Genomic DNA, 13,348 nt, shown 5'->3' on the forward strand with positions numbered 1-13,348 from the left:
GCTCAGCGCAGGGAGGGCGCGACCGACTCGGGACGGAGGCCGCGCCCGATCAGGCGCGCGGTGAGCCGCTGCGCGACGGGGGTGGCCGCGCCGATGGCCAGCCGCAGCGCGGGCGACGGCGAGCGCGACAGCAGCGGGCCGGCGCCGGGGCGGGAGATGCCACGATGGGCGGCGAGCTGGATGCGCTGCATCCACTCGACCGGCGGGAGGCGGCGGCGCTGCACGGCGTCGAGGAGGCGGAGGTCGACGGGGCCGTCGCGCAGCGGTGCGGCGAGCGCGTTTGCAGTGGCGACGGCGTCCTGGACGGCGTAGTTGACGCCGACGCCGAAGGCAGGGGACATCGCGTGCGCAGCGTCCCCGATGGCGAGGAAGCCGTGCCGGTACCAGCGCGGCAGCCGGTCGATCTGGACGCTCAGCAGCTTCAGCGGCTCCCAGTCGGTGATCGTCTCCAGCGGCTCGCGCAGGAACGGGGCGGCCCCCGCCACGGCCGAGCGGAACGCCGAGAGGCCTCCCGAGCGCAGAGCGTCGATGCCGCCCTTCGCGATCACGAGGCCGGTCTGGAAGTAGTCGCCGCGGTCGATCGTGATCACCATCGCGCCATCGCCGAGGTAGGCGAGCGTCGACGGCTGGGTCTGCGCTGGCTTCGGGAGGCGGAACCAGATGACGTCGATCGGCACGCCGAACCGCCGGGGACGCAGGCCGGCGGCGGCGCGGAGGGCGGAGTCGCGGCCGTCCGCCGCCACGGTGAGGTCGGCCTCCACCCGCACGGGTCCGTCCGGTCCCTCCGCGGAGAGCCCCCGCACCACGCCGCCGTCGCGGATCAGCCCGGTCGCCTCGGTGCGCAGGAGCAGCCGGAAGTTCGGATACCGCTCGGCCTGCTCGGCCAGGAAGGTCAGGAAGTCCCACTGCGGCGCGAGGACGAGGAAGTCGTCGGGCGGCGGCAGCCTCCCGAAGTCGATGGGATGCAGCCGGGTGCCGTCGACGACGGCGTCGAGCGTGCGGATGCTGGTGTGCGGGAGGCCGAGGAACGCGTCTCGCAGTCCGAGCTCGCCGAGCACGCCGACGGTCGACGGGTGGATGGTGTCGCCGCGGAAGTCGCAGAAGAAGTCGGCGTGCTTCTCCAGCACGACCACGTCGAGCCCGGCGCGGGCGAGGATCAGCCCGAGCATCATCCCGGCGGGTCCGCCCCCGGAGATGGCGCAGGATGCCTGCAGCGATTCCATCACCACGCAGCGTAGTCTCCCCCCATGACGATCCTCGGCTCCGTCCTCCTCGCGATCGCGGCCGTCGTGCACCTCGTGTTCTTCGCGATGGAGAGCATGCTGTGGTCGTCGCCGAACGTCTGGCGTCGGTTCGGGCTCACGACGCAGCGGGACGCGGACGTCGTGCGGCCGATGGCCTACAACCAGGGGTTCTACAACCTGTTCCTCGCGGGCGGCACGGCGGTCGGGCTCGTGCTGTACTGGACGACCCTGCGACACGTCGGCTTCGGGATCATGTTCTTCACGGGGGCGTGCATGGTCCTGGCCGCGATCGTGCTGCTCACGACGGGGCGTCGGTTCTGGGGCGCGGCACTGCTGCAGGGGGTGCCGCCGCTGGTGGGGCTGGTGCTGTTCTCGGTCGCACACGCGGGGTGAGCCGCGCGGCGGCGGTCAGTCGATGATCTCGCCGTCGGCCGGGATCTGCCCCACGTCCACGCGCAGCGCCTCCACCAGCTTCGCGGCGTGCGGCGTCGACACGATCACGCGCGAGAACTCCTCGCCGTCGAGGTCGACGACCACCGCGGCGCGCTGCTTGCCCTTGATGAGCAGGAAGTCCTTGCCGCCGTGGAACTTCCAGGTGCCGACCGAGAGCGTGAGCGGGACGGCGGCTCCCGGAGCGCGGATGCCGCGGATCCAGATCCACGGGTCCTCCGTGATCGCGACCGAGCGGATGCTCTCCCGCGGGATCACGAGATCCTCCCGACGCACGGAGAGCACCTTCTCGGCCCGGGTGAGGCGGATCTCCAGGCGGTCGGGGTGAACGTGCAGGTCGGCCATAGGTCTATCCTGCCCGCCGACCGGGGTCGGCGGGGGTCGCGAATCTCACAAACCCGTAACCGTTGGCTTGGAGGGCAGCCAAGGAGGGCGCCCAGCGGTGGCAGGACTCTCATGATCCGCTTGCCCGAGCGGCATGTATCCTTCTCGTCGTGGCAACGCAGCGGCGAACTCCGGGCTCGCAGACTTCACTTCGTGAAGCCAACCGGGCTCGCATTGTCGACGCCATCAAGAAGCACGGCGGCCTGACGCAGGTGGAGCTGGCCGGTGCGACGGGGCTCTCCCCCGCCACGGTCTCCAACATCGTCAAGGAGCTCGCCACCTCCGGCGTGCTGCACACCGCGCAGAGCATCCGCTCGGGCCGACGCGCCCAGCACGTCACCCTCGCGCACGCGCTCGGGCTCGTGGTCGGCGTCCACTTCTCCACCCGGCACCTGCGCGTCGCGCTGGCCGACGTGGCGAACACGGTCGTCGCCGAGAACCACATGCCGCTGGCCAAGGACCACCGCGCGGACAACGAGCTCGACAAGGTCGCGCTGCTGCTGAACGACATGCTCGACTCGGTGGACGCGTCCCGCGACGAGGTGCTGGCGGTCGGCCTCGCGGTGCCGGCGCCGCTCGACAGGGCCACCGGCACGATCGCGCGCAGCGGAATCATGCGGGGCTGGGACGGCGTCGTGATCGCGGATGCCCTGGAGCGCCGGGTGAAGCGCCCGGTCTTCATCGACAACGCCGCCAACCTCACGGCCCTTGCGGAGTCACGGCTCGGCGCCGGCCGCGGCAAGCGCACCTCGATCACGCTCGACGTCGGCGACGGGATCGGCGCCGGCCTGCTGCTCAACGGCCAGCTCTTCCGCGGGAACAACGGCGTCGCCGGCGAGTTCGGCCACACCACGATCCGGGAGAACGGCCCGCTCTGCCGCTGCGGCAACCGCGGCTGCCTGGAGGCCATCGCCGGGGGCCCTGCCGTCCTGGACGAGCTGCGCGACCACCTCGGCAGCCTGAAGCTCGGCGACGTCGTCCTCCAGGCGATGGCCGGCGACGCCCGGTGCATCCGCGCGATCGCGGACGCCGGCCGGCACATCGGGATCGCGACGGCCAACCTCTGCAACCTGCTCGACCCGGAGCGGGTCGTCGTCGGCGGCGAGCTCGCCCGCGCCGGGGAGCTGCTGCTCGGCCCGATGCGTCACGCGGTCGAACGCTCGATCATCGTCAACGAGGACCTGATGCCCGACATCGTCCAGGGCCAGCTCGGCGTCCGGGCGGCGACCCTCGGCGCCGTCGCCCACGCGGTCGACAGCATCTCGATCACGGGCGGCGGCGTCGCCGTCTGAGACCGCGACGAGCCGGTGTCCCCCGTTGTCCCCCGTCCGTGACGAACCGTTATCGAAAGCTTGAATTCAAGTATTGACGCCAAGCGGCGGCCCCTGACACACTCAACCCAGTCGCCAACGTCGGCGGCTTCGAATCGGAGGTTTTTCAATGAAGATCGCCACCAAGAGAGCGGTCATGGTGTCCGCTGCGATCCTGGCCACAGCACTCACCCTCACAGCCTGTTCGAACGGTTCCGGCAACACCTCGACGAACAACGCGTCGGGCGCCGCGAACGCCAAGATCGGTCTCCTCCTCCCCGACTCCGTCACCGCCCGCTACGAGGCGGCGGACAAGCCCTACTTCGAGGCGAAGGTCAAGTCGCTCTGCTCCGGCTGCACGGTCCTGTACGCGAACGCTGACGGCGACGCCAGCAAGCAGCAGCAGCAGGCCGAGTCCATGCTGACCCAGGGCGTCAAGGTGCTCGTCCTCGACCCGTTCGACGGGCAGGCCGCCGCGTCGATCGTCGGAGAGGCCAAGGCCAAGAACATCCCGGTCATCTCCTACGACCGCCTGATCAACAGCCCGGACCTCAACTACTACATCTCGTTCGACAACGAGAAGGTGGGACAGCTCCAGGCGACCGCGCTGGTCGACAAGCTGAAGAAGGACGGCGTCCCCGCCGGCAGCGGCATCCTGATGGTCAACGGCTCGCCGACCGACAACAACGCCACGCTGTTCAAGAAGGGCGCGCACAGCGTCATCGACAGCAGCGGCTACAAGGTCCTCGCCGAGTACGACACACCAGGATGGGACCCGGCCCAGGCCCAGAACTGGGTGTCCGGCCAGGTTTCGCAGTTCGGTAAGAAGATCACGGCTGTGTACGCCGCCAACGACGGCACCGGCGGCGGCGCGATCGCCGCTATGAAGGCCGCCAACGTGAGCCCGCTCCCGCCGGTCACCGGTCAGGACGCCGAGCTCGCTGGTATCCAGCGGATCCTCGCCGGCGACCAGTACATGACCGTCTACAAGGCGCTGAAGCCGGAGGCCGAGCAGGCGGCGACGCTCGCCATCGCTCTGACCAAGGGCCAGAAGCCGTCCGAGCAGACCGTTCAGGTGGCCACGGCAGGCGGCGCGAAGATCGCGTCCATCCTGCTGACCCCGGTCGCGGTGACCACGGACAACATCGAGTCCACGGTCGTGAAGGACCAGTTCTACGGTCCCAACTCCGCCGCGATGATCTGCACCGCGGACTACAAGGCGGCGTGCGACAAGTACGGCATCAAGTAGTCGTCGAACCACCAGGGGCCACCCGGCCCGGGGCGCGGAATCCCGCATCCCCGGACCGGGTGGTTCCGCCATACAGTTAGCCCAAGCACCGACAGCTACACGCGCACGACGCGTCAGGCCCGAAGGAGAACGCCGTGACGATGGAATCCGCGGTCACCGACCAGGAGCGGTCCAGCCGAGAGCCCATCCTCTCTCTACGAGGGGTGTCGAAGGGATTCGGTGCCGTCCAGGCGCTCACCGACATCCACCTCGACGTGTACCCGGGGGAGGTCGTCGCGCTCGTCGGCGACAACGGGGCAGGCAAGTCCACCCTGGTCAAGATCCTCGCGGGGGTCCACCCGCAGGACGCAGGGACGATCACCTTCGACGGCCAGGACGTCCACATCCCGTCGCCGTCCGCGTCCCGCGGGCTCGGCATCGCCACGGTGTTCCAGGACCTCGCGCTCTGCGACAACCTGGACGTCGTGTCCAATCTCTTCCTCGGACGGGAGGTCACCCGAGGAACGCTCGACGAGGAGGAGATGGAGAAGCGGTCGTGGAGCCTGCTGCGGCAGCTCTCGGCGCGCATCCCGTCGGTGCGCATCGCCGTCGCGTCGCTCTCGGGCGGTCAGCGCCAGACGGTCGCGATCGCCCGCTCGCTGATCGGCGACCCGCGCGTCGTCATCCTCGACGAGCCGACAGCGGCCCTCGGCGTCGCGCAGACCGCCGAGGTGCTCAACCTCATCGAGCGGCTCCGCGAGCGCGGGCTCGGGGTCATCCTGATCAGCCACAACATGGCGGACGTCCAGGCCGTCGCCGACCGGGTCGCCGTACTGCGGCTCGGCCGCAACAACGGGGACTTCCGCGTCCCCGACGTCAGCTACGAAGAGATCATCTCGGCGATCACGGGCGCCACCGACAACGTCGTCGCGCAGCGGGCCGAACGCATCGAGGAGCGCGTGGAGCACGTCGAGCACAGCGAAGGGAAGCAGGACTGATGACCAAGGCACCAGAGACTCCGGCCCAGGTCGCGGCCGACCTGCAGGACGAGCGGCTCATCCGCGAGGAGGGGCTCGGCGGCGCGGTCCGCGCCTTCGGGCGCCGTGTGCGCGGCGGCGACCTCGGCTCCCTGCCGGTCGTCGTCGGGCTCGTCGTGATCTGGGTGGTCTTCCAGATCCTCAACCCGAACTTCCTCAGCGCCAACAACCTGGTCAACCTGACGCTGCAGTGCGCGGCGATCGGGACGATCTCCATCGGCATCGTGCTCGTGCTGCTGCTGGGCCAGATCGACCTGTCGGTGGGCTCGGTGAGCGGTGTGTCCGCGGCCATCCTCGGCGTCGGCTTCACGCAGCTGCACTGGCCGCTGGCGCTCACCGTGATCGTCGCCATCCTGGCGGGCGCGGCGATCGGCTTCCTGTACGGCCAGCTCTTCACCCGGTTCGGCGTGCCGAGCTTCGTGATCACGCTGGCCGGCCTGCTGGGCTTCCTGGGCGTGCAGCTCTGGATCCTCGGGCCGAACAGCTCGATCAACATCCCCTACAACTCGTGGATCGTCAACTTCGCGCAGCAGACGTTCCTCCCGCCGTGGGCGGCGTACGGACTGGCGGTCATCGCCGCGGCCTCGATGTTCTGGTCCGACTGGCGTCGCAACGTCCGCCGTCGCAACGCCGGGCTGTCCGAGGGGTCGATGGCCGTCGTCCTGATCAAGGCGGGGCTGCTCCTGGTCGGCCTGTGCATCGCCGTCTGGTACCTCTCGACGGACCGCGGCACCGGTGCGATGTTCCTGTTCTTCGTCGTGCTCGTCATCATCATGAACTTCTTCCTGACGCGCACGAAGTGGGGCCGTTCGGTCTTCGCCGTCGGAGGCTCGGTGGAGGCCGCACGCCGTGCCGGTATCAAGGTGAACCGGGTGTTCATCAGCGTGTTCATCCTGTGTTCGACGTTCGCGGCGATCGGCGGCCTGCTCGCCGCGGCGCGACTCGCGTCGGTCAGCGCCGGATCGGGCGGCACCGACACGAACCTGAACGCGATCGCCGCGGCGGTCATCGGCGGTACGAGCCTCTTCGGCGGACGTGGATCGGCCTGGTCGGCGCTGCTCGGCATCCTGGTCATCCAGTCCATCTCGAACGGTCTGACGCTGATGAACCTCGACTCGTCGTACCGCTTCATGATCACCGGCGCAGTGCTGCTGCTCGCCGTGATCATCGACTCGCTGTCCCGCCGCTCGCGCGAATCGCACGGGCAGGCATAGCGGGACAGCACTCCGGGCGGGTGTGAGAAGGTGGACCGGTGACCCGAACCACCACCTTCCACGCCCGCCTTCTCCGTTCGGGAGTGGACCCGCAGACGGTGACCGTGCGGGCGTCGTCGGACATCCCGCCGCGCACGCTGCGCCGCGCGGCCGGTGGCGGCGGGGAGCTCAACTTCGACGTCTACGCACTGCTTGACGCCGACGGCTGGCCGCGGTCAGCGACCTACACCTACGTCGAATCCCTCTCCCGCACCCCCTCCCCCGCCGACACCTGAGCCGAGGGGCACGTTGTTGTCGCTTTTCGCGCCCGAAAGTGACAACAACGTGCCCTTCGGGGGGTGGGGGTTGGGAGTGCGTGGGTAGCGGGTTAGGCGGGCGTCGCTTGGGACGCGGCGCGGGCGGCGGCCGGGAGGGCCGCGAGGATGCGGTCGACGGCGGTGTCGTCGTGGGCGGCGGTGACGAACCAGGCCTCGAAGACGCTCGGCGGCAATGAGACGCCCGCGTCGAGCATCGCGTGGAAGAACGGCCGGTAGCGGAACGCCTCCTGCGACAGCACCTCGGCGTAGGTCCGCGGCGCGGCCGCGAAGTCGCCGAATACGAAGCTGAACAGGTTGCCCGCACGCTGCACGCGGTGGGCGACGCCCTCCGCGGCCAGAGCATCGGAGACCGCGCCCGACAGCGTCTCGGCCACGACGTCCAGCCTGTCGTAGACGGCCTCGTCGGCGTGGGCCAGCGTGGCGAGGCCGGCGGCGACCGCGACCGGGTTCCCCGAGAGGGTGCCCGCCTGGTAGACCGGGCCGGTCGGCGCGAGGAAGTCCATGAGCTCCGCGCGTCCGCCGACGGCCGCCAGCGGCATGCCGCCGCCGATGACCTTGCCGAAGGTGACCAGATCGGGCGTGTAGCTGCGGTCCAGGCCCCAGTAACCCGCGTCGCTCACGCGGAAACCGGTGAGCACCTCATCGAGGATGAGCAGCGCGCCGTACTCGTGGGCGAGGTCGGTCAGCGCGGCGTTGAAGCCCTCGTCGGGGGCGACGACGCCCATGTTCGCGGCGGCGGCCTCGGTGATGACGGCCGCGATGTCCGGGCCGTTCGCCTCGAAGGCGGCGCGCACGGCGTCCAGGTCGTTGTACGGGAGGACGAGGGTCTGCGCGGCCGTGGCCTCGGTGACGCCCGCGGAGCCGGGCAGCGACAGCGTCGCGAGCCCCGAGCCGGCCTCGGCGAGGAGGCTGTCGGAGTGGCCGTGGTAGTGACCGGCGAACTTGATCAGCAGCGGACGACCCGTGAAGCCGCGCGCCAGGCGGATCGCGGTCATGGTGGCCTCGGTGCCGGTGGAGACGAGCCGCAGCTTGTCGATGAACGGCACCCGCCCGAGCACGGCCTCCGCCAGCTCGGTCTCGGCCGGCGTGGAGGCGCCGAACGAGAGCCCCCGCGCGGCAGCTGCCTGCACGGCGTCGATCACGGCCGGATGCGCGTGGCCGAGGATCGCCGGACCCCACGACGCGACCAGGTCGACGTACTCGCGCCCCTGCGCGTCCACGATGTAGGGCCCGTGCGCCGACACCATGAACCGCGGGGTGCCGCCGACCGAGCGGAAGGCGCGGACCGGGGAGTTCACGCCGCCGGGGATCACGCGCTGCGCACGCTCGAACTGGGCGAGGTTCACATCGCCGATCGCGGCGCCGTCGGCAAGGCCCTGCAGGTCCTGGGAGTCAGTGTTGTTCATCGCAGCCATCCCGCGACCTCGGTCGCCCAGTAGGTGAGCACGGCGTCGGCGCCCGCGCGGCGCGTGCCGATCAGGGTCTCCTCGATGACGCGCTCGCGGTCGATCCAGCCGTTCGCGGCTGCGGCCTCCACCATCGCGTACTCGCCGGAGACCTGGTAGGCCCAGACCGGCACGTCGCTGATGGCGGCGACGTCGCTGAGGACGTCGAGGTAGCTGAGGGCCGGCTTCACCATGAGGATGTCGGCGCCCTCGTCGAGGTCGAGCTGCGCCTCGCGCAGGCCCTCGCGGCGGTTGGCCGGGTCCTGCTGGTAGGCGCGGCGGTCGCCGGAGAGCTGCGAGTCGACGGCCTCCCGGAACGGGCCGTAGAAGCCGGACGCGTACTTGGCGGCGTAGGCGAGGATGACGACGTCGATGCGGCCGGCGGCGTCGAGCGCATCGCGCACGGCGGCGACCTGACCGTCCATCATCCCGCTCAGGCCGAGGAGATGCGAGCCGGCCTCCGCCTGAGCGATGGCCATGTCCCGGTAGCGCAGCAGCGTGGCGTCGTTGTCGACATGGCCCTCGCCGTCGAGCACGCCGCAGTGGCCGTGGTCGGTGAACTCGTCCAGACACAGGTCGGTCTGGACGACGAGCGCGTCGCCCACTTCGGAGGCGAGCGCGCGGGTGGCGACGTTGAGGATGCCGTCCGGGTCGGTCGCGGCGGTGCCGGTCGCGTCGCGGGTCTCCGGGACGCCGAAGAGCATGACGCCGCCGACGCCGGCCTCCGCGGCCTCCACGGCCGCGCGCTTCAGGGAGTCGAGGCTGTGCTGCACGACGCCGGGCATGGAACCGATCGGCTGCGGCTCGGAGGCGCCCTCCCGCACGAACAGCGGCAGGATCAGCTCGGCCGGGTGGAGGCGGGTCTCGGCCGTCAGACGGCGCATGGCAGGTGACTGCCGGAGGCGCCGGGGCCGTACGACGGGATGCAACTCACTCACTCTCCCCAGCCTACGCCGCAGCGCCGGGTGCTCGCGCACGCTCAGGAGGCGGCGGACCGGTGCGCGGTCGCGGCGGCGGCGACCGCCTCGATGAGGGAGGCTGCCGTGCGCTCGTCGGCGATCACGTCGACGCGGAGGCCGTACTCCCTGGCATCCCGTGCGGTCTGCGGGCCGATGGCCGCGACGAGGGTGGTCTCCGGGATCGGGCCGAGCTGCACCTGCACCTGCTCGGCCACCGATCCGCTCGTGACGAGGATGGCCTGGACGAGGCCGTCCCGCACGTCCGAGACGATGTTCTCCGTAACGCGGATGCCGATCGTCCGGTACGCGACCACGGACTCCACGTCGTGACCGATACGGCGCAGCCCCTCGGTGAGGAGGGGTTTGGCTATCTCGGAGCGGAGGGTGAGGATGCGCAGCGGGACGACGCCCTCGGTCGCGGCCTCCCACTCGGCGAGCAGTCCGCGCGCAGAGTTGTCCTCCGCCGGGACGAGGTCGACGGCGTACCCGGCGGCGGCCAGCGCCGCGGCGGTGGTCTCGCCGACGGCCGCGATCCGCGTGGAGGGCGGGACGACAGCGCGGGCGGCGCTCAGCACGTCGACCGTGGTGGCGCTGGTGACCGTCACCCAGTCGAAGCCGCCGGCAGCGAGCCGCGCCAGGGCGGCCTCCAGTGCGGGGGCGTCGGCGGTCGGCGCGAAGTTGATCATCGCGGCCACGACCGGCGACGCCCCCTTGGCGCGGAGGTCGGCGGCGACCGAGTCGCCCCACGGCCCTCCCCGGGGCACGAGCACCCGCCAGCCGGCGAGCGGCTTCGGAGAGGACGGCGTGGAGGGCATCATTCGCTCCCGAGCGGGGCCAGGTCGGCAGCCCCCGCGCCGAGCAGTTCGGCCACCACGCGGGCGCCGACCTCGCGCGCGACCTCGTCGAGGTCGGCGTGGCTGAAGGAGTCCGGTGTGGCGGCGTGGGATGCCGTGAGCCGCTCGGTCCCGTCCGGGCGGTACACGGTGGCGGTGAGGAACAGGAGGCCGTCGTCGACCAGCGCGGACGCGCCGATCGGGGCGGCGCAGCCGGCTTCGAGTCCGGCGAGCACGGCGCGCTCGGCGGAGGCGCAGGCATGCGTGGTCGCGTGGTCGACGGCCTTGAGCGCGCGGGCGACGTCGCCGCGGCCCGTCTGCTCACCCGTGCGGACCTCCAGCGCGAGCGCGCCCTGGCCGGGAGCGGTGGGCACCTGCGACAGCGCGAAGAAGTCGGTCACCGCGTCGAGGCGGCCGAGCCGGCCGAGGCCCGCGGCGGCGAGCACGACGGCGTCGAGGTCGCCCTCCGCCACCCGCCCGAGCCGGGTGTCCACGTTGCCGCGGATGTCCACGACGTCCAGGTCCGGGCGCACCGACTTGACCTGGGCGACGCGGCGCGGCGAGCCGGTGCCCACCTTCGCGCCCTCCGGCAGCGTGTCGAGCGTGAGGCCGTCGCGCGCGCACAGCGCGTCCCGGGCGTCCGCCCGCTTGGGCACCGCGCCGATGACGAGCCCGGGCGCCGGCGCGGTCGGCAGGTCCTTGAGCGAGTGGACGAGCAGGTCGCACTCGTCGGCCAGGAGGGCCTCCCGCAGCGCGGTGGCGAACACCCCGGTGCCGCCGAGCTCCGACAGCGACTCGCGCGAGGTGTCGCCGTGCGTGGTGACGGTGACCAGCTCGATGTCGAGCCCGGTCGCGCGGGCGATCGACTCGGCGACGGCGGTCGTCTGCGCGACAGCGAGCGCGCTGCCCCGTGTGCCGATGCGCAGCACGCCGTCGCGGCGCGCGGACGCGCCCTCGGCCCTGCTCACCGTGCCGTTCACGGTGCGAGTCCCGCGGCCGCCGGCTTGAAGCCGAGGCGGACGTTCTCGCAGCAGCCAGGGCGGCACACGTCGTACCAGGGGCCGAGCGTGGTCAGGGCGGGACGCTGCTCGACCGGGACGCCGTCACGGCGCTCCAGGACGAGGTCGACCAGGCCCTTCACGTAGCGGGCGTGGGTGCCGGGGGTGGGCACGCGGACGGCGACGAGGCCGTTCTCCTCGCTGGTCTCCATCGCCTCGTTGTCGAGGTCCCAGAGCACCTCCATGTGGTCGCTCACGAAGCCGAGCGGGACGATGATCACGGCCTTGACACCGAGCGCCGGGAGCTCGGCGATGCGGTCGTTGATGTCGGGCTCCAGCCACGGCATCGACGGCGGGCCCGAGCGGGACTGGTAGACCAGGTCCCAGCCGATGACGCCGCCGGCGGCCTCCTGCGAGACGACCTCCGCGACGGCGAGGTGCTGGGCCGCGTAGGCTCCGCCCTCACCGAAGCCGCGGTCGGCGGGGCCGGACCTGGCGGCGTCCGTCGACGGGATGGAGTGCGTCGAGTAGAGGATGCGGATCTCGGTCGCCGGGTCGATGCCCGGGATGCGCTCGCGCAGTTCGTCCACGGCGTTGCGGACGCCCTCGATGAACGGCTCGACGAAACCGGGGTGGTCGAAGAACTGGCGCACCTTGTCGATCTGGATGGCGCCCTCCAGCCCCTTCTCCTCCAGCACGCGGGCGAAGTCCTCGCGGTACTGGCGGCAGCTCGAGTAGGAGGAGTAGGCGCTGGTCGCGATGGCGATCAGCTTGGTGAGGCCGCGCTCCTGCGCCTCGGCGAGGGCGTCCTCCAGGTACGGGTCCCAGTTGCGGTTGCCCCACAGCACGGGGAGGTCGATGCCGCGCGAGGCGAGCTCGGCCTCCAGCGCGGCCTTCAGCTCGCGGTTCTGGTCGTTGATCGGGCTCACGCCGCCGAAGTGGCGGTAGTGGTGGGCGACCTCCTCCAGGCGCTCCTCCGGGATGCCGCGGCCGCGGGTCACGTTGCGGAGGAACGGGATGACGTCGTCCTGACCCTCCGGGCCGCCGAAGCCGGCGAGGAGGATCGCGTCGTACGCGACGGGCTCGGTCACGTGCTCCGGGCCGGACGCGGCCGCGTCCGTCGCGCCGAGCACTCGGGGAACGGCCTCCGCCCCGATCAGGTCGGCGCTGGTCACTGCAGCACCTCGACGACCTCGGCGGGCTCGATGCGGCGGCCGGTGAAGAACGGGACCTCTTCGCGCACATGGCGGCGCGCCTCGGTGTAGCGGAGGTCGCGCATCACGTCGACCAGGTCGGTGAGCTCGTCGGCCTCCAGCGGCAGGATCCACTCGTAGTCGCCGAGGGCGAAGGCCGCGACCGTGTTGGCCAGCACACCGCGGAACGCGGCGCCCTTGCGGCCGTGCTCCGCGAGCATCTTCGAGCGGTCAGCGTCGGGCAGCAGGTACCACTCGTAGCTGCGCACGAACGGGTAGACGCACAGCCAGCTCTTCGGCTCCTTGCCGCGCAGGAAGCCCGGGACGTGCTGGCGGTTGAACTCGGCGTCGCGGTGCACGCCCATCGCGTTCCACGTCGGGAGGAGCGCCGTGAACAGGCGGGTGCGGCGGAGCTGGCGGAGACCCCACTGCAGGGCCTCGGCCTCCGGGCCGTGCAGCCAGATCATGATGTCGGCGTCGGCCTTGAGGCCGCTCACGTCGTAAAGTCCGCGGGTGACGACGCCGTGCAGCTCGATGTCGGCGATGACGCCTTCGAGCTCCTGGACGGCCTTGGGGACGTCGGTGCCGTCGAGGTCGTCAGGACGGGCGGGGTCCCGGCGCAGGACGGCCCACAGCGTGAAGCCGCTGGGGCTTTCGGGGGCGGTGTCTTCGGGGGCGGTCGACTCTGCCGGAACGGCAGCCGGGGTACTCATACCGACAGTCTCCCTCGCAAAGC

Annotated in this window: 14 protein-coding genes; 6 read left to right on the forward strand and 8 right to left on the reverse strand. The window is 71.4% G+C overall.

Features of this window, described 5'->3' with window-relative positions; all coding sequences use genetic code 11:
- Positions 1-2 precede the first annotated feature (2 nt).
- Complete coding sequence (locus tag ACFQ9V_RS02950; protein ID WP_382457682.1) at positions 3-1,223, reverse strand: FAD-dependent oxidoreductase; 1,221 nt, start codon at positions 1,221-1,223, stop codon at positions 3-5.
- Between the two features lie 24 nt (positions 1,224-1,247).
- Here ACFQ9V_RS02950 and ACFQ9V_RS02955 point away from each other — a divergent pair, with 24 nt between their 5' ends.
- Positions 1,248-1,637, forward strand: coding sequence for a DUF1304 domain-containing protein (locus ACFQ9V_RS02955; protein ID WP_370055542.1), 390 nt, complete (start codon positions 1,248-1,250; stop codon positions 1,635-1,637).
- Positions 1,638-1,652: 15 nt separating this feature from the next.
- On the opposite strand, the gene ACFQ9V_RS02960 is transcribed toward ACFQ9V_RS02955, so the two are convergent.
- A complete protein-coding gene (locus ACFQ9V_RS02960) occupies positions 1,653-2,039 on the reverse strand; it encodes a hypothetical protein (RefSeq protein WP_382457683.1) in 387 nt (128 codons plus the stop codon).
- Positions 2,040-2,188: 149 nt separating this feature from the next.
- Between ACFQ9V_RS02960 and ACFQ9V_RS02965 the strand changes: the two genes are divergently transcribed.
- The 5 genes from ACFQ9V_RS02965 (at position 2,189) to ACFQ9V_RS02985 (ending at position 7,142) form a co-directional block, all read left to right on the forward strand.
- On the forward strand, positions 2,189-3,370 hold the full coding sequence (locus ACFQ9V_RS02965) for an ROK family protein (protein ID WP_382457684.1): 1,182 nt from the start codon (positions 2,189-2,191) through the stop codon (positions 3,368-3,370).
- Positions 3,371-3,518: 148 nt separating this feature from the next.
- Positions 3,519-4,637 (forward strand): sugar ABC transporter substrate-binding protein, encoded by a 1,119-nt coding sequence (locus tag ACFQ9V_RS02970; protein ID WP_382457685.1) that lies wholly within the window; start codon positions 3,519-3,521, stop codon positions 4,635-4,637.
- A gap of 140 nt (positions 4,638-4,777) precedes the next feature.
- Complete coding sequence (locus tag ACFQ9V_RS02975; RefSeq protein WP_382457928.1) at positions 4,778-5,614, forward strand: ATP-binding cassette domain-containing protein; 837 nt, start codon at positions 4,778-4,780, stop codon at positions 5,612-5,614.
- Positions 5,614-6,867: a sugar ABC transporter permease gene (locus ACFQ9V_RS02980; RefSeq protein WP_382457686.1), complete on the forward strand. Its 1,254-nt coding sequence runs from the start codon at positions 5,614-5,616 to the stop codon at positions 6,865-6,867. Before ACFQ9V_RS02975 ends, ACFQ9V_RS02980 begins: the two co-directional genes overlap by 1 nt.
- Before the next feature lie 38 nt (positions 6,868-6,905).
- Positions 6,906-7,142, forward strand: coding sequence for a hypothetical protein (locus ACFQ9V_RS02985; protein WP_382457687.1), 237 nt, complete (start codon positions 6,906-6,908; stop codon positions 7,140-7,142).
- Between the two features lie 92 nt (positions 7,143-7,234).
- On the opposite strand, the gene hemL is transcribed toward ACFQ9V_RS02985, so the two are convergent.
- From hemL to hemQ, 6 genes are all read right to left on the reverse strand, one after another.
- Positions 7,235-8,599, reverse strand: a complete 1,365-nt coding sequence (hemL, locus tag ACFQ9V_RS02990) for a glutamate-1-semialdehyde 2,1-aminomutase (protein ID WP_382457688.1) — start codon at positions 8,597-8,599, stop codon at positions 7,235-7,237.
- Positions 8,587-9,513: a porphobilinogen synthase gene (gene hemB / locus ACFQ9V_RS02995; protein ID WP_382457689.1), complete on the reverse strand. Its 927-nt coding sequence runs from the start codon at positions 9,511-9,513 to the stop codon at positions 8,587-8,589. Before hemB ends, hemL begins: the two co-directional genes overlap by 13 nt.
- A 95-nt stretch (positions 9,514-9,608) precedes the next feature.
- The gene (locus tag ACFQ9V_RS03000; RefSeq protein WP_382457690.1) at positions 9,609-10,406 is read right to left on the reverse strand and encodes a uroporphyrinogen-III synthase; all 798 of its coding nucleotides are present in this window, start codon (positions 10,404-10,406) and stop codon (positions 9,609-9,611) included.
- Complete coding sequence (gene hemC / locus ACFQ9V_RS03005) at positions 10,403-11,401, reverse strand: hydroxymethylbilane synthase (RefSeq protein WP_382457691.1); 999 nt, start codon at positions 11,399-11,401, stop codon at positions 10,403-10,405. Before hemC ends, ACFQ9V_RS03000 begins: the two co-directional genes overlap by 4 nt.
- A complete protein-coding gene (locus tag ACFQ9V_RS03010) occupies positions 11,398-12,594 on the reverse strand; it encodes a ferrochelatase (protein ID WP_382457692.1) in 1,197 nt (398 codons plus the stop codon). The genes hemC and ACFQ9V_RS03010 overlap by 4 nt, the downstream gene beginning before the upstream one ends.
- Positions 12,591-13,325, reverse strand: a complete 735-nt coding sequence (hemQ, locus tag ACFQ9V_RS03015; protein WP_382457693.1) for a hydrogen peroxide-dependent heme synthase — start codon at positions 13,323-13,325, stop codon at positions 12,591-12,593. The genes ACFQ9V_RS03010 and hemQ overlap by 4 nt, the downstream gene beginning before the upstream one ends.
- Positions 13,326-13,348: the final 23 nt, after the last annotated feature.

This window comes from Leifsonia sp. NPDC056665, from assembly GCF_042791795.1.
Classification (GTDB): Bacteria; Actinomycetota; Actinomycetes; order Actinomycetales; family Microbacteriaceae; genus Leifsonia.

What these genes read in the sequence shown, in the direction of transcription:
- ACFQ9V_RS02955 (WP_370055542.1), top strand. Translation starts at nt 1,248, where the DNA reads ATGACGATCCTCGGCTCCGTCCTCCTCGCGATCGCGGCCGTCGTGCAC.
- ACFQ9V_RS02975 (WP_382457928.1), top strand. Translation starts at nt 4,778, where the DNA reads ATGGAATCCGCGGTCACCGACCAGGAGCGGTCCAGCCGAGAGCCCATC.
- hemB (WP_382457689.1), bottom strand. Translation starts at nt 9,513, where the DNA reads ATGCGCCGTCTGACGGCCGAGACCCGCCTCCACCCGGCCGAGCTGATC.
- ACFQ9V_RS02950 (WP_382457682.1), bottom strand. Translation starts at nt 1,223, where the DNA reads ATGGAATCGCTGCAGGCATCCTGCGCCATCTCCGGGGGCGGACCCGCC.
- hemQ (WP_382457693.1), bottom strand. Translation starts at nt 13,325, where the DNA reads ATGAGTACCCCGGCTGCCGTTCCGGCAGAGTCGACCGCCCCCGAAGAC.
- hemL (WP_382457688.1), bottom strand. Translation starts at nt 8,599, where the DNA reads ATGGCTGCGATGAACAACACTGACTCCCAGGACCTGCAGGGCCTTGCC.
- ACFQ9V_RS03000 (WP_382457690.1), bottom strand. Translation starts at nt 10,406, where the DNA reads ATGATGCCCTCCACGCCGTCCTCTCCGAAGCCGCTCGCCGGCTGGCGG.
- ACFQ9V_RS02980 (WP_382457686.1), top strand. Translation starts at nt 5,614, where the DNA reads ATGACCAAGGCACCAGAGACTCCGGCCCAGGTCGCGGCCGACCTGCAG.
- ACFQ9V_RS02960 (WP_382457683.1), bottom strand. Translation starts at nt 2,039, where the DNA reads ATGGCCGACCTGCACGTTCACCCCGACCGCCTGGAGATCCGCCTCACC.
- ACFQ9V_RS02970 (WP_382457685.1), top strand. Translation starts at nt 3,519, where the DNA reads ATGAAGATCGCCACCAAGAGAGCGGTCATGGTGTCCGCTGCGATCCTG.